This is a genomic window from Pseudomonadota bacterium, from assembly GCA_039028155.1.
Classification (GTDB): domain Bacteria; phylum Pseudomonadota; class Alphaproteobacteria; order SP197; family SP197; genus JANQGO01.
Window position 1 is genome coordinate 70,899 of the sequence record JBCCIS010000012.1, and the last position, 22,538, is coordinate 93,436.

23 protein-coding genes are annotated in these 22,538 nt (G+C 63.5%); 13 read left to right on the forward strand and 10 right to left on the reverse strand.

Going from position 1 to position 22,538, the window contains the following annotated elements:
• The first annotated feature begins 40 nt into the window (after positions 1-40).
• The 9 genes from AAF563_08860 to mutL all read left to right on the forward strand — a co-directional run bounded on the left by AAF563_08860 (position 41) and on the right by mutL (position 11,770).
• On the forward strand, positions 41-1,042 hold the full coding sequence (locus AAF563_08860) for a bifunctional riboflavin kinase/FAD synthetase (protein MEM7121371.1): 1,002 nt from the start codon (positions 41-43) through the stop codon (positions 1,040-1,042).
• A gap of 316 nt (positions 1,043-1,358) precedes the next feature.
• Positions 1,359-4,208 carry an isoleucine--tRNA ligase gene (ileS, locus tag AAF563_08865; protein MEM7121372.1) on the forward strand — a complete coding sequence of 950 codons (2,850 nt, stop codon included), beginning with the start codon at positions 1,359-1,361 and terminating at the stop codon, positions 4,206-4,208.
• Positions 4,209-4,213: 5 nt separating this feature from the next.
• Positions 4,214-4,696: a signal peptidase II gene (gene lspA, locus AAF563_08870; GenBank protein ID MEM7121373.1), complete on the forward strand. Its 483-nt coding sequence runs from the start codon at positions 4,214-4,216 to the stop codon at positions 4,694-4,696.
• Between the two features lie 14 nt (positions 4,697-4,710).
• On the forward strand, positions 4,711-5,277 hold the full coding sequence (locus tag AAF563_08875) for a DUF3035 domain-containing protein (GenBank protein MEM7121374.1): 567 nt from the start codon (positions 4,711-4,713) through the stop codon (positions 5,275-5,277).
• Between the two features lie 32 nt (positions 5,278-5,309).
• On the forward strand, positions 5,310-5,795 hold the full coding sequence (locus AAF563_08880) for a DUF3035 domain-containing protein (protein ID MEM7121375.1): 486 nt from the start codon (positions 5,310-5,312) through the stop codon (positions 5,793-5,795).
• Between the two features lie 168 nt (positions 5,796-5,963).
• The gene (locus AAF563_08885) at positions 5,964-7,322 is read left to right on the forward strand and encodes a pitrilysin family protein (GenBank protein ID MEM7121376.1); all 1,359 of its coding nucleotides are present in this window, start codon (positions 5,964-5,966) and stop codon (positions 7,320-7,322) included.
• Between the two features lie 4 nt (positions 7,323-7,326).
• Positions 7,327-8,670 carry a pitrilysin family protein gene (locus AAF563_08890; GenBank protein ID MEM7121377.1) on the forward strand — a complete coding sequence of 448 codons (1,344 nt, stop codon included), beginning with the start codon at positions 7,327-7,329 and terminating at the stop codon, positions 8,668-8,670.
• A gap of 47 nt (positions 8,671-8,717) precedes the next feature.
• Positions 8,718-9,980 (forward strand): glucose-6-phosphate isomerase, encoded by a 1,263-nt coding sequence (locus AAF563_08895; GenBank protein ID MEM7121378.1) that lies wholly within the window; start codon positions 8,718-8,720, stop codon positions 9,978-9,980.
• Positions 9,977-11,770, forward strand: a complete 1,794-nt coding sequence (mutL, locus tag AAF563_08900; GenBank protein MEM7121379.1) for a DNA mismatch repair endonuclease MutL — start codon at positions 9,977-9,979, stop codon at positions 11,768-11,770. The genes AAF563_08895 and mutL overlap by 4 nt, the downstream gene beginning before the upstream one ends.
• Here the strand turns inward: mutL and AAF563_08905 are convergent, their stop codons facing one another.
• Entirely contained in the window at positions 11,771-12,067 is a 297-nt protein-coding gene (locus AAF563_08905) for a YciI family protein (protein MEM7121380.1), read from the reverse strand.
• 96 nt (positions 12,068-12,163) lie between these two features.
• On the opposite strand from AAF563_08905, the gene AAF563_08910 reads away from it, so the two are divergent.
• Positions 12,164-13,030, forward strand: a complete 867-nt coding sequence (locus AAF563_08910) for a LysR family transcriptional regulator (GenBank protein MEM7121381.1) — start codon at positions 12,164-12,166, stop codon at positions 13,028-13,030.
• Between the two features lie 13 nt (positions 13,031-13,043).
• On the opposite strand, the gene AAF563_08915 is transcribed toward AAF563_08910, so the two are convergent.
• From AAF563_08915 to AAF563_08945, 7 genes are all read right to left on the reverse strand, one after another.
• On the reverse strand, positions 13,044-13,448 hold the full coding sequence (locus AAF563_08915; protein ID MEM7121382.1) for an SRPBCC domain-containing protein: 405 nt from the start codon (positions 13,446-13,448) through the stop codon (positions 13,044-13,046).
• 3 nt (positions 13,449-13,451) lie between these two features.
• On the reverse strand, positions 13,452-13,766 hold the full coding sequence (locus AAF563_08920; GenBank protein ID MEM7121383.1) for a metalloregulator ArsR/SmtB family transcription factor: 315 nt from the start codon (positions 13,764-13,766) through the stop codon (positions 13,452-13,454).
• A 21-nt stretch (positions 13,767-13,787) separates the two neighbouring features.
• A complete protein-coding gene (locus AAF563_08925; protein ID MEM7121384.1) occupies positions 13,788-14,270 on the reverse strand; it encodes an SRPBCC domain-containing protein in 483 nt (160 codons plus the stop codon).
• A gap of 64 nt (positions 14,271-14,334) precedes the next feature.
• A complete protein-coding gene (locus AAF563_08930) occupies positions 14,335-15,471 on the reverse strand; it encodes a DUF3095 family protein (GenBank protein ID MEM7121385.1) in 1,137 nt (378 codons plus the stop codon).
• Between the two features lie 280 nt (positions 15,472-15,751).
• Positions 15,752-16,324, reverse strand: coding sequence for a 16S rRNA (guanine(966)-N(2))-methyltransferase RsmD (gene rsmD, locus AAF563_08935; protein ID MEM7121386.1), 573 nt, complete (start codon positions 16,322-16,324; stop codon positions 15,752-15,754).
• Positions 16,299-17,051, reverse strand: coding sequence for a pseudouridine synthase (locus AAF563_08940; GenBank protein MEM7121387.1), 753 nt, complete (start codon positions 17,049-17,051; stop codon positions 16,299-16,301). The genes rsmD and AAF563_08940 overlap by 26 nt, the downstream gene beginning before the upstream one ends.
• A gap of 106 nt (positions 17,052-17,157) precedes the next feature.
• Positions 17,158-17,889 carry a gamma-glutamyl-gamma-aminobutyrate hydrolase family protein gene (locus tag AAF563_08945; GenBank protein MEM7121388.1) on the reverse strand — a complete coding sequence of 244 codons (732 nt, stop codon included), beginning with the start codon at positions 17,887-17,889 and terminating at the stop codon, positions 17,158-17,160.
• Positions 17,890-17,957: 68 nt separating this feature from the next.
• Between AAF563_08945 and AAF563_08950 the strand changes: the two genes are divergently transcribed.
• A complete protein-coding gene (locus tag AAF563_08950; protein MEM7121389.1) occupies positions 17,958-18,407 on the forward strand; it encodes a nucleoside deaminase in 450 nt (149 codons plus the stop codon).
• A gap of 97 nt (positions 18,408-18,504) precedes the next feature.
• On the forward strand, positions 18,505-20,601 hold the full coding sequence (locus AAF563_08955) for a tetratricopeptide repeat protein (protein MEM7121390.1): 2,097 nt from the start codon (positions 18,505-18,507) through the stop codon (positions 20,599-20,601).
• A 78-nt stretch (positions 20,602-20,679) separates the two neighbouring features.
• Here the strand turns inward: AAF563_08955 and AAF563_08960 are convergent, their stop codons facing one another.
• Positions 20,680-21,069: a hypothetical protein gene (locus AAF563_08960; protein MEM7121391.1), complete on the reverse strand. Its 390-nt coding sequence runs from the start codon at positions 21,067-21,069 to the stop codon at positions 20,680-20,682.
• A 264-nt stretch (positions 21,070-21,333) separates the two neighbouring features.
• Between AAF563_08960 and AAF563_08965 the strand changes: the two genes are divergently transcribed.
• Complete coding sequence (locus tag AAF563_08965; protein ID MEM7121392.1) at positions 21,334-22,014, forward strand: nitroreductase family protein; 681 nt, start codon at positions 21,334-21,336, stop codon at positions 22,012-22,014.
• On the opposite strand, the gene AAF563_08970 is transcribed toward AAF563_08965, so the two are convergent.
• Complete coding sequence (locus AAF563_08970) at positions 22,011-22,532, reverse strand: DUF2165 domain-containing protein (protein MEM7121393.1); 522 nt, start codon at positions 22,530-22,532, stop codon at positions 22,011-22,013. The genes AAF563_08965 and AAF563_08970 overlap by 4 nt on opposite strands.
• Positions 22,533-22,538: the final 6 nt, after the last annotated feature.

The window sequence follows — 22,538 nt, forward strand, 5'->3', positions numbered from 1 at the left end:
CCGGTTGTGTCCCCGGCGCCATGCGGTTAGGACAGGCGCCATGATCATTCAGCATGAGATCGAGGCGACGCCTGACGCGTTGCGCGGTGGTGTCTTCGCGCTCGGCAATTTTGACGGTGTACATCGTGGCCATCGCGCGGTTATCGACGCGGCCGGCGCATTGGCCCGCGCTGAGGACAGGCCCTGGGGCGTCATCACCTTCGAACCGCACCCGCGCGAGTTCTTTCAGGCCTCTTCGGTGCCGTTTCGGCTGACGCCGTTCCGCCAGAAGGCGCGGTTGCTGAACAACCTGGGCATTGATGTCTTGGTCAACCTGCCCTTCGCCGGCGACATGGCCGGGCGCACCGCCCAGGATTTCGTGATGGATGTCCTGGTCGACGGTCTGGGCTTGGCGCATGTCGTGACCGGACCGGGCTTTGTTTTCGGCAAGGGGCGGCGCGGCAACGGCTATGTGCTCGGCCACATGGCGAGCATGGAAGGGTTCGGCTACACCGAGATCGAGACCTACCTGGACCAGAGTAAGAAGGTCTCGTCGACGGAGATCCGGGTCCTGTTGCGGCGTGGCCAGGTCGACCGGGCCAACGCCCTGCTCGGCCATCTGTGGGAGTTCGAGGGCCGCGTCGAGCCGGGCGAAAAGCGCGGCCGCACCATGGGTTTTCCGACCGCCAATCTGCCGCTCGACGGGCGCCTGCATCCGGGGCCGGGCATCTATGCCGTGCGTGCCGGATTGGCCGAAACCGGCGCGGAGGGCTGGGACAGCGGCACCACCTGGTATGACGGCGCCGCTTACATCGGCACGCGGCCGACCTTCGACGGCAAGACCGTCGTTCTGGAGACCTATCTCTTCGACTTCGACGGCGATCTCTATGACCAGCGCCTGCGCGTTGCCTTTGTCGAGAGGGTCAGGAAGGACATGACGTTTACCGGCATGGACGACCTGGCGCGTCAGATGGAAGACGACTGCAACCGCGCCCGGGACATCTTGGCGGGGGTCCAGGGCGGGTCGCCGGAGTCCGCCGGCCTGCCTGTGGGTGTGGCTTGATGCGCCTCGACTTGCCCCTTGGGGGCTGGTAAAACCCGCGCCATGCCGGCCAAACATTTCATAATGGGGTGCGCGCCTTTGGCCCTAGAGCGGATCATGGTTAGATGGAACCGCGTGACGGTTCCATCTAACCATGTGAATCCGCTCTCTATCCATGAGTAGAGCAGATTCACCTGTCTTGATGTCATCGCGAAGCGATTCCATCAAAACAGGATCTGCTCTAGAGCCCGCGCGAATTATCGGCCCGGTCCTGATCTAAGGGCCGGGATACCGTCCGTTTCCCCGTTCGAAAGTTTTCCGACAAAGGTTGCGTGTCATGACTGCCGACTACAAGTCGACGCTGTTTCTGCCAAAAACTGAGTTTCCCATGAAGGCCGGCCTGCCCAAGCGGGAGCCGGAACTTCTGGAACGCTGGCAGGCGATGGATCTCTACCGCGTGCTGCGCGAGGACTCTAAAGGCCGCGAGAAGTTCATCCTCCACGACGGTCCGCCCTATGCGAACGGCCATTTGCATATCGGCCACGCGCTCAACAAGATCCTAAAAGATGTCATCAACCGATCCCAACAGATGCTGGGCAAGGACGCCAACTACGTGCCCGGCTGGGACTGTCACGGCCTTCCGATCGAGTGGAAGATCGAGGAACAGTACCGCGCCGCCGGCAAGGATAAGGACGAGGTGCCGATCGTCGAATTCCGCCGCGAGTGCCGCGACTTCGCCGAGCACTGGATCGGCGTGCAGTCCGATGAGTTCCAGCGCCTCGGCGTGATCGGCGACTGGAAGCGGCCCTATACGACCATGAGCTACGACGCCGAGGCGCAGATCGTGCGCGAGCTCGGCAAGTTCATCATGGATGGCTCGCTCTATCGTGGCTCGAAGCCGGTCATGTGGTCGTGCGTCGAAAAGACCGCGCTTGCCGAGGCCGAGGTCGAGTACGACGACCACAAGTCGACGACCATCGACCTGGCCTTTCCGGTCATCAAAGCTTCGGCGCCTGAACTGGAAAACGCAGCAATCGTCATCTGGACGACGACGCCATGGACCATCCCAGGTAACCGCGCGATCGCCTATGGCGCGTCGATGGACTACCGCGTGGTCGAGGTGGGAGAGGTGACCGAAAAGTCGGGCGCCAAGCCGGGTGACCGTCTGGTCTTCGTCGCCGAACTGATGGAAGACGCACTGAAGCGATGCGGGGTAACGAGCCATCAGGAACTCGCCGAACTCAAGGGCGCGGATCTCGCGGGCACCGTGACATCCCATCCGCTGCGCGGTCAGGGCTATGACTTCGATGTACCGCTGCTGGCCGGCGGTCACGTGACCACCGAACAGGGCACCGGTTTTGTCCATATCGCGCCGGGCCACGGCGCCGACGACTGGGTGCTGGGCATCGAAAACGGCATCGAGGTGCCGTTCACGGTCGGCGAGGACGGTGCCTACTACGACAATGTCCCGCTGTTCGCCGGCAAACGCGTGTTGACCACTGACGGCAAGGAAGGTGACGCCAACAGTGCGGTGGTCAAGGCGCTTGCCGAGAGCGGCCATCTGCTCGGTGTCGGTCGGCTGGTGCACAGCTACCCACATTCCTGGCGATCCAAGGCGCCGCTTATCTTCCGCAACACGCCTCAGTGGTTCGTGTCGATGGAAACGACGGGGCTGCGGGAGACCGCGCTGGCGGCGATCGATGCGACGCGCTGGGTGCCGGCATCAGGCCAAGATCGGATCCGCGGCATGATCGAGGAGCGGCCCGACTGGGTCCTGAGCCGCCAGCGCGCCTGGGGCGTGCCGATCACGGTCTTTGTCCATAAGGAAAGTGGTGAGGTCCTGCGCGACCAGCAGATCATCGACCGTATCGCCGACGCCGTCGCCGAGGAGGGCGCGGATGCCTGGTTCGCCGGCGATCCCCAGCGTTTCCTGGGTAACGACCATAAGGCCGAAGACTACGAGAAGGTCGACGACATTCTCGACGTCTGGTTCGATTCAGGATCGACCCATGCGTTCGTGCTGGAGCAGCGCGAGGATCTCGCATGGCCGGCGTCACTCTATCTGGAGGGGTCCGACCAGCATCGCGGCTGGTTTCACTCCTCGCTCCTAGAGAGCTGTGGCACGCGAGGGCGCGCGCCCTATGATGCCGTCCTGACCCATGGCTTCGTCATGGACGGCGAGGGCCGCAAGATGTCGAAGTCGCTCGGCAACGTGGTCGCGCCGCAAAAGGTCATCGAGCAGTACGGCGCCGACATCCTGCGCATCTGGGTGGTCAGCGCCGACTATTCCGAGGACCTGCGGATCAGCGGTGAAATCCTGAAGTACCAGGCCGACAGCTATCGTCGGCTCAGGAACACCTTGCGCTTCCTGCTTGGCAATCTCGACGGCTTCGATCCAAGCGAGCGGCTGGAGCCCGACGAGATGCCGGAGCTCGAGCGTTGGGTCCTGCACCGCCTGGTCGAGCTGGATAGGGTCGTGCGCGATGCCTGCGACAACTTCGATTTCCATGAGCTTTTTGTCGCCGTGCACAACTTCTGTGCGACCGACCTCTCAGCCTTCTACTTTGATATCCGCAAGGACGCGCTCTACTGCGACCGTGCGGACTCGACGCGCCGGCGCGCGGCGCGCACGGTACTAGACGTTCTGTTCAATTGCCTGACCGCCTGGTTGGCACCGATCCTCTGCTTTACCACCGAGGAAGCATGGCTGACGCGTTTCCCGGGCGAAGGCGAGAGCGTTCACCGGCGCGTTTTCCCCGACGTGTTGGAAACGTGGCGTGACGATGCGCTGGCCAAGAAATGGCAGCGCGTGCGCCGCCTGCGCCGGGTGGTGACCGGCGCGTTGGAGGTCGAACGGCGCGAGAAGCGCATTGGTGCCAGCCTGCAGGCCCATCCCAAGGTCTATGCGACCGCCGAGGACATTGCCGCGCTGGACGGCCTTGATCTCGCCGAAATTGCGATCACATCATCAGCGACCTTGATTGAGGGTGCGGCGCCGGATGATGCCTTCCGTCTGGACGATGTCGCCGATATCGGCGTGGTGCCCGGTTTCGCGGACGGCCAAAAGTGCGAGCGCTGCTGGATGGTTCTGGATGACGTCGGGATTGACCCCATCTATCCAGAGCTTTGCGCACGCTGCGCCGATGCGGTGGCGTCGGTCGCCCACGTGGTCGAAGTAAGCGGCTAAGCATCATGCTGCGCTTGGCGCTTGTGATTGCCGCCGTGGTCCTGGTTCTGGATCAGATCTCCAAGGTCTGGCTGCTCGGTGTCATGGAAGCCAATGCCTATCTGCCGATCGAAATCACCGGATTCTTCAATCTGGTGATGGTGTGGAACGAAGGGGTCAGCTTCGGCATGCTGGACGTGGGTACGGACATGATGCGCTGGATCCTGATGGCCTTCGCCCTTGGCGTCGCCGTCGCGCTCTTGGTCTGGGCGCATCGGGCCGGGGGAAAGGTGCTGACCGTCGGAATCGGCCTGATTGCCGGTGGCGCCGTCGGCAACGCGCTGGACCGCTTGTTCTACGGCGCCGTTGCCGACTTCTTTGACGTCCACGTCAGTGGTTATCATTGGCCGGCCTTCAATATTGCCGATTCTGCGATTACAATCGGCGTTGTGCTTCTTCTCTACGATACGCTGTTCAATCGCCGTCCCGACCCGAAGGTGTCTGCATGAGAATTGCCCCGGCCATGACGCTCAGACGTTCATTTACGCTGGTTTCGATTGTATTGCTGACCGGCGCGGTGACCGCCTGCGAGCAGGCGCGGCAGTCGCTGGGCTTGGGCAAGAACCCGCCGGACGAGTTCAAGATCGTGTCGCGCGCACCGTTGGTCGTGCCGGAGACATTCGCCTTGCCGTCGCCCAGCCCGGGGAAGACGCGGCCCCAGGAACTGCAGCCGCAAGAGGATGCGCAGGCGGCGTTGTTTGGTCGCCCACTCGGTACCGGTGAACAGCCCACATACTCGGCGGGCGAACAGTCGGTCTTGGTCGCCGCCCAAACCGATGACGACGTCGAAGACATCCGCGATACCATTGATCGCGAGTACGCCGAACTCTATGCGGAAGAAAATGACTGGGTCGATGACGTCTTGTTCTGGAAGGACGAAGAAGATCCAACCGCGCTTCTGATCGATCCCGACCGCGAGGCCGACCGCCTGCAGAGCAACGCGGCGCTTGGCGTACCCGCCAATGAAGGCGAATTTGAAGGCGTCGTTGTCGAGCCGCGCGAGAAGGCCATTCTTGAGGACATCTTCTAGGTATGCCGGTGAAACGCATCAGAGTCTCTGTGATGGCCGCTGCCATTTTGGGCGGACTGCTGGTTGCCGCCTGTTCGAACGATGATCTTTTGCCCGGCGTCGGTTATCGCGTGCCAGGCGAGTCCACCTCGGCAGAGCTGCTGCCCTTGACCGTGCCGCCGGATTTCGGCCTGCGTCCCGAGCCGGTCGACGAGACCGCTGAAGGTTTTGGAATCGTCTCCTCTCAGGAGGAAGAGATCGTCGTCGTACAGAACGACACGATCACGTTGGGCGAGGAAATCATTCTGTCACGATCCGATGTCGAGAGCGCCAACCCGGACATTCGCCGGCTTCTGGATCAAGACAACGCCATCTTTGTCGGCAACCCCGAGTTCGTCGATGCCCTGATGTTCGGCAGCTTTCCTGAAGGCGGTGCTGTTACCGTCGAAGAAGATGATGAAGCGGTCCAGGACGTCGTCATTCGTGAAGGGGTTGGCGACGATGAAAGCGATTTCGAGTTCTTCGAAGACTGGTTCTAGGGTCTCAGGGCATCGATCGGGTTTCGCGCCAGTTGGTATGACGGCGGCCACAACATCACTCAATTGGCTTAATCCTGACGGCGGTGAGACATCACAGACCCGTGTGATGCCTTGTGTCCGTCACATTTGATGGCTAGCTCCCCACAAAAGCCAGTCTCCGGAGTTTTCATGAATCGACGACACCGTATCGGCGCCGTGTTGGCCGCCTTCTTCATCGTCGCCCTGTTGTTGCCGGGTGGGCCGTCGCGGGCCGATCTCTTCAACGCCGAGACCTTCACTCTCGACAACGGCATGCAGGTTGTCGTCATTCCCGATCACCGTGCGCCGGTCGTGACGCACATGGTCTGGTACAAAGTCGGTTCCGCCGACGAGGAGCCGCGCAAATCAGGCTTGGCACACTTCCTTGAGCATTTGATGTTCAAAGGCACGACCAACGTTCCCGACGGCCAGTTCTCGTACATCGTCGCGCGAAACGGCGGTACCGAGAACGCGTTCACCAGCTACGATTACACCGCCTATTTCCAGAATGTTGCGAGCGACCGGCTTGACCTTGTCATGGAGCTCGAAGCTGACCGCATGACAAATCTGGTATTGAGCGAGGAAGACGTCGAAGCCGAGCGTCAGGTCATCCTGGAAGAGCGCCGCTCACGCGTTGACAACAATGTCGGCGCCCTGATGGGCGAGCAGATCCGTGCCGCGCAGTACTTCATTCATCCTTATGGCTGGCCGGTGATTGGTTGGCAGCACGAGATCGAAACGCTGACCCGTCAGGACATCCTCGACTTCTACCGAAAGCACTATGCGCCGAACAACGCGGTACTGGTCGTCGCCGGCGACATCACGGCCGAAGAGCTGCGTCCTTTGGCTGAGCAGTACTACGGTGTGATCCCGTCATCCGACGTGCCTGAGCGGCTCAGGCCCCAAGAGCCGCCGCAACTTGCCGCGCGCCGCGTCTTGGCGGACGATCCGCGCATGCCCCATCCGGCGGTGTCGATCCGCTACCTCGCGCCCAGCTACAACACGGATAGCGCGGATGCGTTTGCGCTGGAGGTGCTTGCCGAAATTCTGTCAGGATCGTCGACCAGCAGGCTTTACCGCGACCTCGTGGTCGATCAGGGCATCGCGGTCGCGGCCGGCGCGTCCTACACAGGAGACCGCTTGGATCTCGGCCAATTCGATTTCTGGATTACGCCGGCTGATGATGTCGATCACGAAGACGCGGAGGCCGCGCTGCGCCGTCAGATCGACAGCCTGCTCGCCGATGGTGTCACCGAGGAAGAGGTTGAGCGGGTCAAGCAGCGCATTAAGGCCCGGCTGATCTATGCTCGCGACAGCGTTTCCAACATCGCGAACTGGTATGGCTCGCAGTTAACGACGGGCATGACGGTCGAGGAGATCGCCGCCTGGCCGGCTGGGATCGACGCCGTGTCTGTTGACCAGGTCAATGCCGCCGCGCGTTCCGTGCTGGTCGATGACAGGTCGGTCACCGGGATTCTGCTGCCGTCCGCGCCCGATCAGGAGTCTTGAGGTCATGAGCGTCGTTTTTCTGTGTCGCCGCGCGCTGGTTCTGGGACTGGGCGCACTGTTGCTCGTGCTCTGGGTCTCATCAGCCCGTGCCGAGATCGAGGTCATCGAAACACCTGGGGGTTTGACCGTCTGGTTGCAGCGTGAGCCCGCTATTCCGATGGTCGCCATGAACTTCGCGTTTCGCGGCGGAAGCTCGCTCGATCCTGAAGGGCGCGAGGGCCTGTCCAATCTGGTTTCCAGTTTGCTCGACGAGGGAGCCGGCGCGATGGACAGTCAGGCGTTCCAGGATCGCCTCGACGAACTCTCTGTTCACATGCGATTCAGCGCCGGGCGCGACGACTTTCTCGGTTCGCTCGTGACGTTGACCGACAATCTCGACGAGGCCTTCGATCTCCTGGCCATGGCGCTGAACGAGCCGCGTTTCGATGCTGAACCTGTTGACCGAATCAAAGGTCAGATCCTGGTCAGTTTGGCTTACCGCGCCGAAGACCCGAACAACGTCGCCTGGCGTGCCTGGAGCGAGGCGGCATTCCCCGATCATGCCTATGGCCGGCCTGTTGACGGTACGCCTGAGACGGTGGCGGCGATCACCCCGGATGACCTGAGAACCTATGTCGCCGGCGCCTTCGCGCGTGACCGCCTCATCATTGCGGCCGTTGGCGATATCGAGCCGGACAGGCTGGCCGGGCTCGTCGACCAGGTGTTTGCCGGCCTTCCAGAGTCCGGCGCGCCACTAACGACCGCCGATACGAGCCCGACAACCGGTCAAACCATCGTCGTCGACATGGATGTGCCGCAGAGCACCATTGTCTTGGGTTTGCCGGCCCTGAAGCGTGACGACCCCGACTACTACGCGGCCACCGTGTTGAACAAGGCGCTGGGCGGCGGCGGCTTGAACACGCGCCTGTTCGAGGAAGTCAGGAAAGAGCGCGGTCTCGCCTATTCGGCGTCAACATCCCTGGCGCCCTATGACCACGCTGGCATCCTGGTCGGTTCCGCGGGGACCCAGAACGCGCGTGCCGGCGAGACGATCGAGGTCATCAAGGATGTGCTGGCCGATGTCGCGGAGAACGGGATCACGCAGGGCGAACTGGATGACGCCCGCGACTATCTGACCGGCTCGTTTCCGCTGAGCCTGGACAGCAATGGCGAGATCGCGCGTCTTCTGGTCGCCATGCAGATGCGGGACCTGGGTCGTGACTACCTGGAGGAACGCAACGGTTTCATCGAGGCCGTCACGCTGGACGACGTCAACCGTCTGGCCGCCGAACTGTTGAAGCCGGACGACCTGCTGATCGTCGTTGCCGGCCGGCCCGACGGTGTGGTGTCCACAACGCCGGTCGAATGAGGACGGTAAGTCTGGTAGGTTCGCCAGCCTAACAGACGGCGGAGTTCATGGCATACCGACAGGTCTTTGACAGCATGGCATGCGGTCTTGATCAGGCTGCATGGCAAGCGATCGGCGATAGCCTTGAACCAGTTGCCGACGCGACCGCCGAACGGCTGGAGGCTTGTGATCTGCCCGCGCTTTCCGTCGCGCGGCGCAAGGACGATCTTGACATGTTGGCGGCGCGTGCTGGTGACATCGCCGGTTCAAGCCGGGACGTTCTGGTGCTTGGCATCGGCGGTTCCAGCCTGGGCGGGCAAACCTTGTTGGCGTTGCGTGACGCACGCCATGCCGATCGGCCGAACCTGCACTTCATCGACAATGTCGACCCGGTGACCTGGCACGAGACGCTTGCCGGGCTTGATGCCAAGGATGTCCACGTGCTCGCCGTATCGAAATCGGGTGGCACCGCCGAAACCCTGGCCCAGACGCTGATCGCGACCGCCCATCTCGACGAGGCGTTGGGGTCCGCTCAAGCGGCCGCCCAGGTCACGGTCGTAACCGAACCGGGCGATCGACCTTTGCGGCGTCTCGCCGAACGTCTTGGCTGTGTCGTGATCGATCACGATCCGGATGTCGGTGGGCGGTTTTCCGCGCTTACCGGTGTCGGTCTGCTGCCGGTCTTGATTGCCGGCCTGGATGGCGCCGCGGTGCGCGACGGCGCGGCATCGGTCTTGGCGTCCTTTGCCGATGATCCCGTCACAAGCGCGCCGGCGGACGGCGCGGCGCTCGCTGTCGGTCTGGGCCATCGCGGCAAGACAAGCCAGGTCGTACTGAGCTACGCCGACCGCCTGGAACGGTTCGCCGCCTGGCATGCGCAGATCTGGGCAGAAAGCCTGGGCAAGGAGGGCAAGGGCACAACACCGGTGCCGGCGCGCGGCGTGACCGATCAGCACAGCCAGCTTCAGCTCTGGCTTGATGGGCCACGCGATAAGTGGGTGACGGTCCTGGGCCGTGACACGGCTGGTGAAGGGCCGGTCATCGATACCGCCGGTGACGACGATCTCGACTATCTCGCCGGCCGCACATTGGGCGATCTGATGGCGGCTGAACACGAGGCGACGGTGGAATCGCTGGTGGCCGCGGACGTGCCGCTGCGCCGCTTCCGTCTGGATCGTATCGACGAGGCGGCGATCGGCGCGTTGATGGCCCACTTCATGCTGGAGACCATCCTGGCGGCCGGGCTGATCGGCATCGATCCGTTCGGCCAGCCGGCGGTCGAGGACGGCAAGGTCCGCGCCCGCGCCAGGCTTAAGGCGATGGCGCCGTGACCATTCGCCGCCTGCCGGAGACCACGGTCAACCGCATCGCCGCTGGCGAGGTGATCGAGCGTCCAGCGTCGGTGGTGAAGGAGCTGGCGGAAAACAGCCTGGATGCCGGCGCGCGGTCGATCGAGGTTGTCGTCAACGGCGGCGGCCGGACCTTCATCTCGGTCAGCGATGACGGCCACGGCATGGGCGCCGACGAACTGGCGTTGGCGGTCGAGCGCCACGCGACCTCGAAGCTGCCCGACGATGACCTGATGGCGATCGAGACCCTCGGCTTTCGCGGTGAGGCCCTGCCGTCGATCGGTGCGGTCAGCCGGTTGACGGTGACCAGCCGGGCGGCGGACGCCGACAGCGCCTGGATGGTGCGGGTCGACGGAGGCGAGCAGCAGGCCGTCGCACCAGCAGCGCGCGGCGCGGGCACGGTGGTCGAGGTGCGCGATCTGTTCTATGCGACGCCGGCGCGCCTTAAGTTCCTGAAGAGCGAACGCGCCGAACACGCCCAGGTCAGCGATGTCGTCAAACGGATGGCGATGGCGCATCCCGACGTCTCATTTAGGCTCAGCCTCGACGGTCGCAAAAGTCTGAGTTTCCCGGCCGAAGCGGGCGACCTGTTCGACGCCCGGCTGAAACGCCTCGGCGCGGTCATGGGCCGTGAGTTCCAGGATAACGCCGTGCCCGTCGACAGTGTCCGCGAGACGGCGCGGCTGACCGGTTATGCCGGCGTGCCGACCCTGAACCGGCCGACCAGCCAGGGCCAGTACCTCTTCGTCAACGGGCGTCCGGTGCGCGACCGTCTGCTTCTGGGCGCGATCCGCGGCGCCTATCAGGACTTCCTGGCCGCCAACCGGCATCCGATGGTGGCGCTCTTTCTGGAACTGCCGGGCCGTCTGGTCGACGTCAACGTACATCCGGCCAAGGCCGAGGTGCGCTTCCGCGACAACCAGATGATCCGTGGCCTGATCGTCTCCGCGCTGCGCGGCGCCTTGGACGCCGCCGGGCACCGCGCCTCGACGACGGTCGCGGCGCAGACCCTGGAGGCCTTCCGGCCGGAGACAAGAACCGCTGTCGATCATCTCTTTGCCGAGCGCCGGCCGTCTATGAGCCATGGCATGGCCGAAGCGGCGGCGGCCTATCATGCGCCGCTTAGCGCCGACTACGCGCCGGCGGCGCGCGGCGGTGTGGCTGTCGAGGAGGCCGTGACGCCGGCAGCCGACTATCCGCTCGGCGCCGCGCGTGGCCAGTTGCACGAGACCTATGTGGTCGCCCAGACCGCCGACGGCCTGGTCATCGTTGATCAGCACGCGGCCCACGAGCGGCTGGTCTACGAGCGCATGAAACGAGAGCTCGCCCAAACGGGCGTCGCGCGACAGATGCTGTTGCTGCCCGAGGTCGTCGACCTGGACGAGGCCGATGTCGACCGCTTGGTGGCGCGCGCCGATGAGCTGGCCGAGCTCGGGCTTCTGCTCGAACGTTTCGGCCCGGGCGCGGTCGTGGTGCGTGAGACGCCCGCGCTTCTCGGCGAGATCGACGTTAAGGCGCTGGTGCGCGACTTCGCCGACGATCTTTCCGAAAGCGGCGAGGCGCTCTCGCTACGCGAACGCCTGGAAGACGTCTGCGGCACCATGGCGTGCCACGGCAGCGTGCGCGCCGGACGCCGTCTCAACACCGATGAGATGAACGCGCTGTTGCGCGAGATGGAGGCGACGCCCCATTCCGGCCAGTGCAACCACGGCCGTCCGACCTATGTCGAACTGAAGCTCGCCGATATCGAGAAGCTGTTCGGCCGACGCTAGCTAAACGCGACGTTCGCCGTCCGCGAAGACCTGGGTCCAAGCGAGAATGCGGACGGATTTCCGCAGACCTGTCGGCCAGAACGGATCTGTCTCGACCAACGCCTGGACGGCTTGCGTGCTCTCAGCCTCGACAATCCAAAGACCCCCCGCCGGTTCGTTGCTGGCGGCATCCTGAAGCGGTCCGGCCGCGCTGATGGCGGCGGCATGCGCTTCCAAAAAAGCGAGATGATCAGGCATGTATTGGGGACGCATCGCGGCGCGCTCGGCGTCATCCTCAAACAAGACGGCGTACATCATGGCGGTCTCTCCTTTGGGCCAAGCGTTGACAGCGCAGACCTTATGCCTGCATTTTCGCGTGTCATACCTGCAGTACTATGAAAAGAATCCGCAAAAATGCAGGATCTGGATTGGAATGATCTGCGTTTCGTCCTGGCCGCCGCGCGCTGCCAGTCCCTGGCTGGCGCCGCCCGCCAGCTTGGTGTCAACGAGAGTACGGTCGGGCGCCGCATCACCCGCATCGAACAGCGGTTGGCATCCCAATTGTTTGAACGCGGCGCCGGTGTACTTCATGTCACCAAAGCGGGCGCAGCCGTCGTCGCGAGCGCGGAGCGGATCGAACGCGACGTGCAGGACATGGCCGCGACCATCGGCGGCGTGGACAATCTCGCTGCCGGCGCCGTTCGCCTGACCTCGGTGCCGATGATCGTGAACCGTGTGCTGGTCCCGGCGCTGCCGCGCCTGCTCGATTGTCATCCCGACCTAAGGGTCGATTTGATCGCCGAGCCGCGCGTCATGAGCCTGACCAAGCGGGAAGCCGATCTGGCGTTGCGTCTGGCGCGCCCGCAAAAGGAAATGCGTGCGGTGGCGCGTCGCGTCGGCCAGGTCGACTATGCCGTCTATGCGGCGGTTGGCACGACTCAGGACCAGTTGCCCTGGGTTACCTACGATGACGGAATGGCGGATCTGCCCCAACGGCAGTGGATTGCCGAACAAGCCAAAGGGGGCGATGGCGCGCCGCCGGTCATGACCGCCAACGATGCAGAAGCGATCTTTCAGGCCGTCAAGGCCGGGCTCGGCAAGTCGCTTCTGCCAATCGCCATTGCTGATAGGGATGGTGATCTGGTGCGCCTCGGCGAACGGGCCGTCGCGTTGTCACGCGAGCTTTGGTTGGTCGTGCACCCCGATCTGCGACACCTGACGCGGATCCGCGTTGTCATGGATTGGGTCGCGACGGCGGTTGCTGGACTTGCCAGAGACTGAGACCGAGGTCCGATCACGCTGCCGTCAGCATGATCTCCAAACGCGCCAGTTTGGTCGGCCAGCCCGCGTTGAGTTCATCCGCGTTGGACGGTGTGGATACGCTTTTATGGCGCAGTGTGAGCACGGTGCCGCCGTCGGTGGGCTCAAGTGTGAACGTCACCGTCGTCTCGGCTGTCTCGGTATCATTCTTCCATGACCACACCATGCGGTGTGGCGGATCGATCTCCAGAACCTCGCCTTGGACAACATGGGCGATGGTGGGCGCATCGGCGCGATGAAACGTGAATGTAAATGCGTGGCCGACAACAGGCGCAAAGTCGTTGGGCATGAGCCATGCCGCCAGACCGTCGGATGTCGCGACTGCCGCCCAGACCTTTTGCGGCGGTTGTTTCAGGTGTTTGCGAAAACTCAGGTCCACGGGTCAGGTCTCGTCCAGATAACGCTCGAGGTTCTCAAGCCGCCCTTCCCAGAATCCGCGATAGCGTGCCGCCCAATCGAACACCGCGCGCAAGCCGTCGGGCTGGATACGGTAAAGCCTGTAGCGGCCTTCTTTACGTTTGGTCACGAGTCCGGCATGCGCCAACACCTGGAGATGCTGGGAGACCGCTTGGAAGGTGATGGAGAAGTACGGCACCAGATCCTGGACCGGTCTTTCCTCGCCGTCGGCGAGCAGGTCGAGCAGGTGACGTCGGTTGGCATCGGAAACCGCGTGAAACACATCTGAAGGCGGCGTCATCCTCCTGGGAGCCGGGCGACATCACACATCGGTACCGTCATCGCGCTCGAAGTCGGCCGGTTGACCCTTGCCGTGCTCGACCAAGCCGGCAAGGCTGGTCTTCAGAAAGAAGGTCCAGCCCTCGTCGCAGATGTCGTAGCACTCCAGCTCTGGCGTCAGTCCGTCGTGACGGAACCGGAGAAGCGTATCGCCGTCCGGTGCTTCTGTGAGCGTGAAGACGATTGCCGTACCCACCCATTCGCTGGTCTCGGTCAGATGATCGGGTGCGTGATGATACTGCCCGGTGACGTGCCAGCGCACCTCGCGGTTGGGCTCCAGGCGGTCGATGCGCACTGTGTTCCAGGTCCGGCCGAACCGGAAGGTTGCGGTGTCGCCGACGGCCGACCCAACGTCGCAATCGGTCGTCCACCAACCCTTGATGCCATCCTCCGTTGCGAGAGCCGCGTAAACGGCAGACGGCCTAGCCTTCAGCGTAACGTCGGCTTCGTAGCTCTTGGCACGCATGACGTCCTCAAAGGCAAACCGTTCGCAGGCCGAGTTACTTATTATTCAAGTAAATGCTTTAATGTCAATTATCCCGCAATTGCCGCGCAGCCGATGCATAGCCGCCGCCGGCACCGTCGACGAAGTGCATGTGATCGGCGCTGAACGCCGACGGCACAACACAGGTCATGAGCGCCTGGTCCTGGGTGTGCAGGCCATAGCGAACCGTGCCGTCGGCCGAGGCCGCGTCCAGGAGGTGGCGCAGCGCGGCGATCGTTTCGTCCGAGCAATCGACGGTCATCATCAACGCATCGTCAAACTTGCGGAAATCCGTGTTCTCCGCGATCTCACGGCGGTAGCTGTTCGGGTCGAAGCGGCCCACGCGCCGGCCGGCCTTGAACAGGAGCCACATCAAGGCAGCCGAAACGACAACGCGCACGCGCCGGCGCCACGGCGGCAGGTTGTTATGGGCGACCTGGGATTGCAGCGCGATGGCCGCCGACGGCCAACGCACATTGGGACCGGCATCGGGTACCGGGTTGAGCGAGCCGGCCCGCTCCAAGATCGCGACCACCGCCGTCGTCAATGTGCGGAAGCGCGCATCGCCGGGTGCGGCCGCCGGCTTGACGATCAATGAGACGATCTGGCCGCGCTGGGATCGAATGGGGCCCCACTGACAGGAAAGACCGGTCAGGTCCGGCTCACCGACGCCGTCGGCAACATGGTTGATCGATACCTCACCCTTCTTCAGCCGAGCCTCAAGCCACTCCAGACCGCCGCCGGTGAACATCGCGTAGCGCACGTGATCGGAGGCCTGCCAGAACGCGACCCGCACATCGGTGCCGTTCGTCCGCGCATCGGTGACGGGCTCCAGACCGACCCTAAGCCGAAGCCCGACATCGCGTTCCACCCCCGCGGCGACCCGCGCAAGTGCGTCGGCCGCGGCCGACGCCTGGTCGGCCCGCACGGCAAAGCGCGCGCCGTCGCCGCCAAAAACGAAGAGCGAGAGATCGCCATCCAGGGCGTTGGAGAGCGCGCTGATGGTCGCCGCGCCGGCCAGATTGACCGCCTTATAGCGGCCGTCGCGTATGGCGCCGGCCGAATCGACGACATCGGAGACGCCGATGTGCCAGTCGTCGGGCAGCGGTACGAACTGGGTGGGATCGGCTACCTCGCCAAAATCGCCGAGCTCCGGAATGGTCTCAATCCACGCGTCCTTCAAAAACGAACTCCCAGAAAACGCCTTCAGAAAAAGGCTCCATAACAAGTCCTTGGGACCATACGCGATAACGTCGGGAACAAGATGACTTGGCAAACGCAGCGCCGAAGAAAAACACCGCATCTCACCCCTTACCGCCGCAGGAGGCCCGCCATCTCCTGGTTGCCCGATGGACGCTCAACGATGACATGGCGCGGTTTTTCTAGGCTGGCTCCTGCGGGCGGCTCGCTCCCCTTCGCTGCAGTAAGTGGGAAAGGGCCGGCCACCAAGTCGTTGGCGGGGTCTAGGGATCGGTGCCGCTCGCCCGGTAGCGCAGGAAGAAGACGCGCGTATCGCCGTAGCGGCGTTCGTCAATGATTTGAAAGCCGGACGGCGTGTCGAACCGCGCTTTCTCGGCCTGTTCGACGACGACGAGCGCGTCATTGGCCAGCCAGCCGCCGTCGCGCAGGGCTTCCAGCGCGGGCCGCGCATCGTCGGACCGGTAGGGCGGGTCCAGGAACGCCAGGTCGACGGGATCGCGCGGGCGTGGCATCGGCTGCGTCGCATCGTTGCGCAGCAGCGTTACGTTGGTGGTTTCATCAAGCGCCTCCACGTTACGGCGCGCGGCGTCCAAGGCCTTGGCGTTGTTGTCGACCAGCACCGCATGCGCAGCGCCACGCGAGAGAGCCTCCAACCCCAGCGCGCCGGTGCCGCAGAAGATGTCGGCGACGCGGGCGTCCTCCATACCGCGCCATCTCAAGCCATGCTCGATTATGTTGAAGACGGCCTCGCGGACGCGGTCGCTGGTCGGCCGGGTGTCGCGGCCCTCCGGCGCGGCCAGACGCCGGCCCTTATGACGCCCGGCGACGATACGCATCGATACGATCGTGCCATTGGGCGCCCAACTGCTCGCGCAGGGTCTTCGCCGGCACCTCGTCAAAACCGCCCTTGGGCAGGCTGCCCAGTTGGAACGGGCCATAGGCGGTCCTGAGCAGCCGGTTCACCTTGAGGCCCAGCGCCTCCATGACGCGCCGGATCTCGCGGTTCTTGCCCTCGCGCAAGGTGACGGTGAGCCACGCGTTGGCGCCTTGCTGGCTGTCGATCTTGGCCTCGATCGGCCCATAGGTGACGCCCTCGACGGTCATGCCCTTGGCGAGCTTCGCCACCATCGCCTTGGTCGGCGTGCCGAACACGCGCACCCGGTAACGCCGCGCCCAGCCGGTCGCCGGCAGCTCCAGCCAGCGCGCGAGATCGCCGTCGTTGGTCAGCAGCAACAGGCCTTCGGATGCCAGGTCCAAGCGGCCGACGGTCATGACGTGACCGATGTTCGCCGGCAGCAGATCAAAGACGGTCTTGCGGTTTTTTTCGTCGCGATGGGTGACGACGACGCCTTCGGGTTTGTACAAACGCCAGACCCGAATGGCGGGGATCGCAGGGATCGACTCGCCGTCCAGTAGAATGACGTCGTCCGGCCCGACATTGAGCGCCGGCGACGTCAGCACGTCGCCGTTTACGGTCACACGCCCATCGGCGATCAGCCGCTCGGCCTCGCGCCGCGACGCGACGCCGACCCGTGCGAGACGCTTGGCGATGCGTTCGGTCATGATGTCGTGCCGGCATCACCGGCCCACTCCCCCTCCCGACCACCCCGAGGATGCTGCCATGGGTGGTCGGGAGGGGGAGTGGGCTGGCGCAGAACAATCAACCCCATCAAACCCTGCAGGCGTCGATGAAGGCGGCGAAGAGTTTCCGGTCGCCGTCGCTGATCATGTATTCGGGATGCCATTGGACGCCGATGCAGAAGCGATAGCGCGGGTCCTCGATGCCTTCGATGACGCCGTCTTCGGCGACCGCATCGACCACGACACCGTCTGGCACCGCGTCGGCGGCCTGGTGGTGGGCGCTGTTGACCGGCAGCTCGTCCGCCTCGACGATTTTGTGCAGCAGGCTGCCCGGCGTCACCTTGACCGTGTGCCCGGCTTCGGTGCGCGGGTTGGGCTGCTCGTGGGCTAATGCATCCGGGACGGCGTCGGGAATGTGCTGGATCAGCGTGCCGCCCAGGACGACATGGAGAAGTTGCTGGCCGCCGCAGATGCCGAACACCGGCATGTCGCGCTTCAGCGCGCCTTCCGTCGCCGCCCACTCGAACTTGGTGCGCCGGTCCTTGGTGACGACGGTGTCGTGGCGTTCACCGGCGCCGAACAGGCTGGGATCGACATCGAACGCGCCGCCGGTGACGATCAACCCGTCGAGCCCGTCCAGATAGGCCTCGGCCTCGCCGACCTCATGGGAAAGCGCGACCGGCAGGCCGCCGGCGGCGACCACGGAGCCCATGTAGTTCTCGCGGATCGCGTACCACGGCATGTTGGAATAGCCGCCGGGATCCTCCGAATCGAGCGTCAACCCGATGATCGGCCGGCGATGGGGCTTGGCTGTTGTCATGGCCAAGGATGTAGCGACACCCGCCCGGCCATGCAACATTTGCCGGACTAACAGAGCTGACGACATTCATGGCTGACTTTATGGAGCAGGCGCTCGCCGAGGCCGAAGCGGCGGCGGCGCGCGGCGAGGTGCCGGTCGGCGCGGTGATCGTGCAGGACGGCGAGGTTCTCGCTGCCGCTGGCAATCGCACGGAGGAACTGAACGACCCGACCGCGCATGCCGAGCTGCTTGTCATTCGCGCCGCCTGCGCCGCCATGGGCGCGCCGCGCCTGCCCGGTGCCGACCTCTACGTGACGCTGGAGCCCTGCGCCATGTGCGCCCAGGCCATCGCCTACGCCCGCCTGCGCCGGCTCTATTACGGCGCGCCGGATCCGAAAGGCGGCGGCGTCGCACACGGCGCCCGCGTCTTCAGCCACCCGACCTGCCACCACACGCCGGAGATCTATGACGGTATCGACGGCGAAAGGGCGGCGGCGTTGCTCAGGGCGTTCTTTGGGGGACTGCGGGAGCAAGACTAACCCTGCCGCGTCGCGCTCATGCAACCCATTTTAGACACGCCTTTTGGATGTAAACGCCCTGGTTGGAGGTGGGCAGCGATTTAGATAAAATCGGTGCATGCGACGTTTGCTTGCCATAGCCATCGCGTGTGCATTCATAGCGCTACCGGTGCGCGCCGACTTCTACGATGGTGTCGATGCATTAGACCGTGGTGATTACGAAACCGCGTTCGAAGAGTGGTCAGTGCTCGCCGAAGAAGGGAATCGCGATGCTCAACACAATCTCGGTGTCATGTATCGCGATGGGCTCGGTGTTGAGCAAGACGACGAAACCGCTGTGTTGTGGTTCCTTCGTGCCGCGGAGAACGGAGATCCCGCGGGCCAGTACAACCTCGGCATGATGTACCAACTTGGTCGTGGTGTGCCGCAGGATTGGGCCGACGCGTTGGCCTGGTACCGCCTTGCGGCGGCACAAGGCTTTCCGCAGGCACAAGGCATACTTGGTGAAGCGTACGAGAAAGGTCTTGGCGTCCCGATAGACTACATGCGAGCCGTTGCTTGGTACGAGCGGGCTGCCGAACAAGGCTTGGCCGCCGCCAACAACAACCTCGGTGCCATGTACGCCTCCGGTCGCGGCGTGAAGCTGGATTATGTCGAGGCTGTGAGGCTATACAGTCTGGCGGCCGAACAAGGTCTAGCCATGGCGCAAACAAACCTTGCCGGTATGTACGCCGATGGCCTCGGTGTTCCGCAGGACCACGATGAGTCCATTCGATTGCTGCTGCTGGCTGCTGAGCAGGAGTACGCGAGCGCCCTCTTTAACCTGGGCCACAAGTACAGACACGGCAACGGTGTCCCCCAGAACGATATCGAGGCATATACGTGGTTTCGCCGCGCCGCAGAACTTGGCGATGCCCAGGGTCAGCATGCCGTCGGGATCATGCACCAGAACGGGTCCGGCGTGCGGCAGGACTATGCGGAAGCACACAGCTGGCTTCTGCTTGCCGCACAGCAGGGCCTTGCTGAGGCGCAATACAACATTGGCGTCTACTACAACGAGGGTCTCGGTGTAGACCAAGACCTTGAGGAGTCGGTCAAATGGTACCGTCTGGCGGCGGAGCAAGGATATGCGCAGGCGCAGCACAACCTCGGCATTTCCTATCAGAAGGGCACGGGTGTTCCCCAGGACGATAGCGAGGCAGAACGCTGGATTCGTCTGGCTGCCGAGCAAGGTTTCACGTCGTCGCAGGTCGAGTTGGCCACTCTCTACATATTCGGTCGAGGCGTTCCGCAGGACTACGACTTGGCTTTACAGTGGATACGTCGGGCCGCAGAAAAGGGCGACACCGAAGGCTACTACAACCTCGGTGTGATGTATCGAGATGGCATGGGTGTTGAAAACGACTGTGTCGAAGCAGCAAGGCTATTCGGTCTCGCAGCCGATCAAGGCGACGTCATGGCCACGTACAACCTTGGTGCTCTGTACAATCACGGATGCGGCGTTGAGAAGGATCACGCCGCCGCAGCGGAGCTTATTCGTCAGGCGGCCAATGAAGGGATCGCAGACGCGCAAAACGATCTGGGCCTCATGCATCACGTAGGCGAGGGAGTGCCGCAGAGTGACCGTGAAGCTGTTGAATGGTATCGCAAAGCTGCGGACCAGGGGCACGCGTTGGCGCAGTACAACCTCGGGTTCATGTATGCCCATGGTACTGGCGTTCCGCAAGACTATGCAACAGCCGGAAGGCTTTTCCGCCTTGCTGCGGAACAGGGCAACAGCGAAGCACAAGTCGGCATCGCAATCATGTACAGAGATGGCCTTGCGGTCGAGCAAGACTATGAAGAGTCGGCGCGTTGGCTAAGGGCCGCGGCCGAACAAGGCCACGCCAACGCCCAAGCCGAACTCGGTCTCTTCCATCTACTCGGTCAGGGCGTCGAGAAAGACGAGCGTCAAGCTGCCGAATGGCTTCGTCGTGCGGCGAACCAAGGCCACGCTCAAGCTCAGTTCAACCTTGGGGCAGTTTACTCAAAAGGGATCGGCGTCTCGCTAGATCCCGTCTTGGCGCTTATGTGGATCAGCCTTGCGGTGTCACAAGGCTACGAGGGAAGTGAAGCTGCGCGTGATCAACTGAAAGCAGCCATGACCAACGCTCAAGTGGAGGAAGCCGAACGGATGGTACAGACGTGGCTGGACGAGAACGCGGGCTTGCCGTGACGGAATGCGACGTCGATCAATCCGTCACCGTGAGCGCAGCGCGAGCGTCTTCTGCCAGTCGGACAGCCACCCGTCTGATCAGGCCGTAATCCCCTCCAGCAGAGGCGCTTCGGTGATGATGAAGAGGTGCTGGGCGCTGGTGTCACGGATCGAGCCGACTTCGATGATGCGCACCACGTGGGTGCCCATGTCGACCTCGCCGACGACGCGGATGGCGATGAAGTCCGCCCGCATCTGGAAACACATACCGGTCGCCGCAAAGACCTTGCGGGCGGCGGCCGCACCGTTCACCTTCTGCTCGGCCAGGACTTGACGTGCGCTGGCTTCGTCCAGGCAGGCCGCGATGAAGGTGTCGTGGTTCGGCATGCCGACATAAAGCGGCTCGAAGTCCGGCGTTTGCTGGGCGCTGGCGAAGGAAAAGGCCGCGGAGAGGGAGAGCGCCGTCAGCGCGATGAGGACATATCGCATGGCTACCTCCTTTCGTCTGGCCCGTCAGCCGCCGTTGGCTCGCACGGCCGGCGGGCGATGGAGCGCCCTAGGGCGCGAGAACGCGGCGCGGCATGCTGCATTGCAGCACCCATTCTTGGTCATGCTGTCCCATTTGCTGAGCCAATGTTCAGACCTGGGACAGATGAAAACCCGTGGGCTATCCATGGGGCGGTTCGGCGCAAGTTTCGTGCCAGCGCCCGGCCGTTACGGGCCGTTAACCAAAACCGATCTGTGGGAGGAAACATGACGGCTTTCAATGGAACGGCGCCGATGGAGCCGCTCGGTGTTTATCCGGCTCTCGACGACGCCGAACGCCTTGCCGCGGCCGCCGCCTTTCGCGACGCCATGGCGAGCCGGCGCACGGTGCGCGACTTCGACAGCCAGCCGGTGCCGCGCGCGGTGATCGAGACGTGCCTGGAGGCGGCCAACCGGGCACCGTCGGGTGCCAACATGCGGCCATGGCATTTTGCCGTTGTCGGCGATGGCGCCATCAAGCAGCGCATCCGCGTGGCGGCCGAGGAGGAAGAAAAGGCGTTCTATGGCGGGCGCGCGCCACAGGATTGGCTGAACGCGCTGGCGCCGATCGGGACGGATTGGCAAAAGCAGTTCCTGGAGACCGCACCCTGGCTGATCGCCCTGTTCGGCGAACGGCACGGTCTGTTGCCGGACGGTCGCAAGGTCAAACACTACTATGTGCCCGAGAGCGTGTGCCTGGCCGGCGGCTTTCTGCTGTGCGCGCTGCATCATGCTGGCCTCGCGACGCTCACCCATACGCCGAGCCCGATGGGCTTCTTGAACGAGATCCTGGAGCGGCCGGGCCACGAGAAACCGTATCTCCTGATCGTCACCGGCCACCCGGCGCCAGACTGCCAGGTGCCGCAGTTGGAACGGCGCGGGCTCGACCAGACGAGTTCGTGGTTTTAGGGTTCGGCGGCCGGTTCGCCGTCAGTGTCGAGGAAGACGTAAATGACGACAGCGAGAATGCTCATGTAGAACATGAAAGCGGCCTGCTGGCCGTTCCATTGACCGGACTGCCACATCACGAACCATTCGCCGCCGATCGCCATGAAACCGATCATCCATAGGCCAACGCCGAAAAGTGCACCGAGCGCGACGAACGCCTTGGCGCGCTTAAACTTGGCTTTCGGCGCCTTCAGGGCTTTTGCCATCATCCAGGCCGCAATCAGGAAGGAGATGCTGGTGAGCGCTTCAAAGAACATAATGATCAGGTAGGCGATCGTCTGCAGCGTCGGATCGGTGATCGCACGCCACATCAGCGGCGAATCAGGAAAGATCGAATCCATCGACAGCACGTGCTGCACGAAGGCCCAGTTGGCGTCGTAGTCGGTGACGTTGCCGAGTACGGCGAAGAAGGCCCAAACGCCCAAGCCGCCGATCAGGATGACCTTCGACAATCTTATCGCGATCACATCAAAGGGCATGATTTG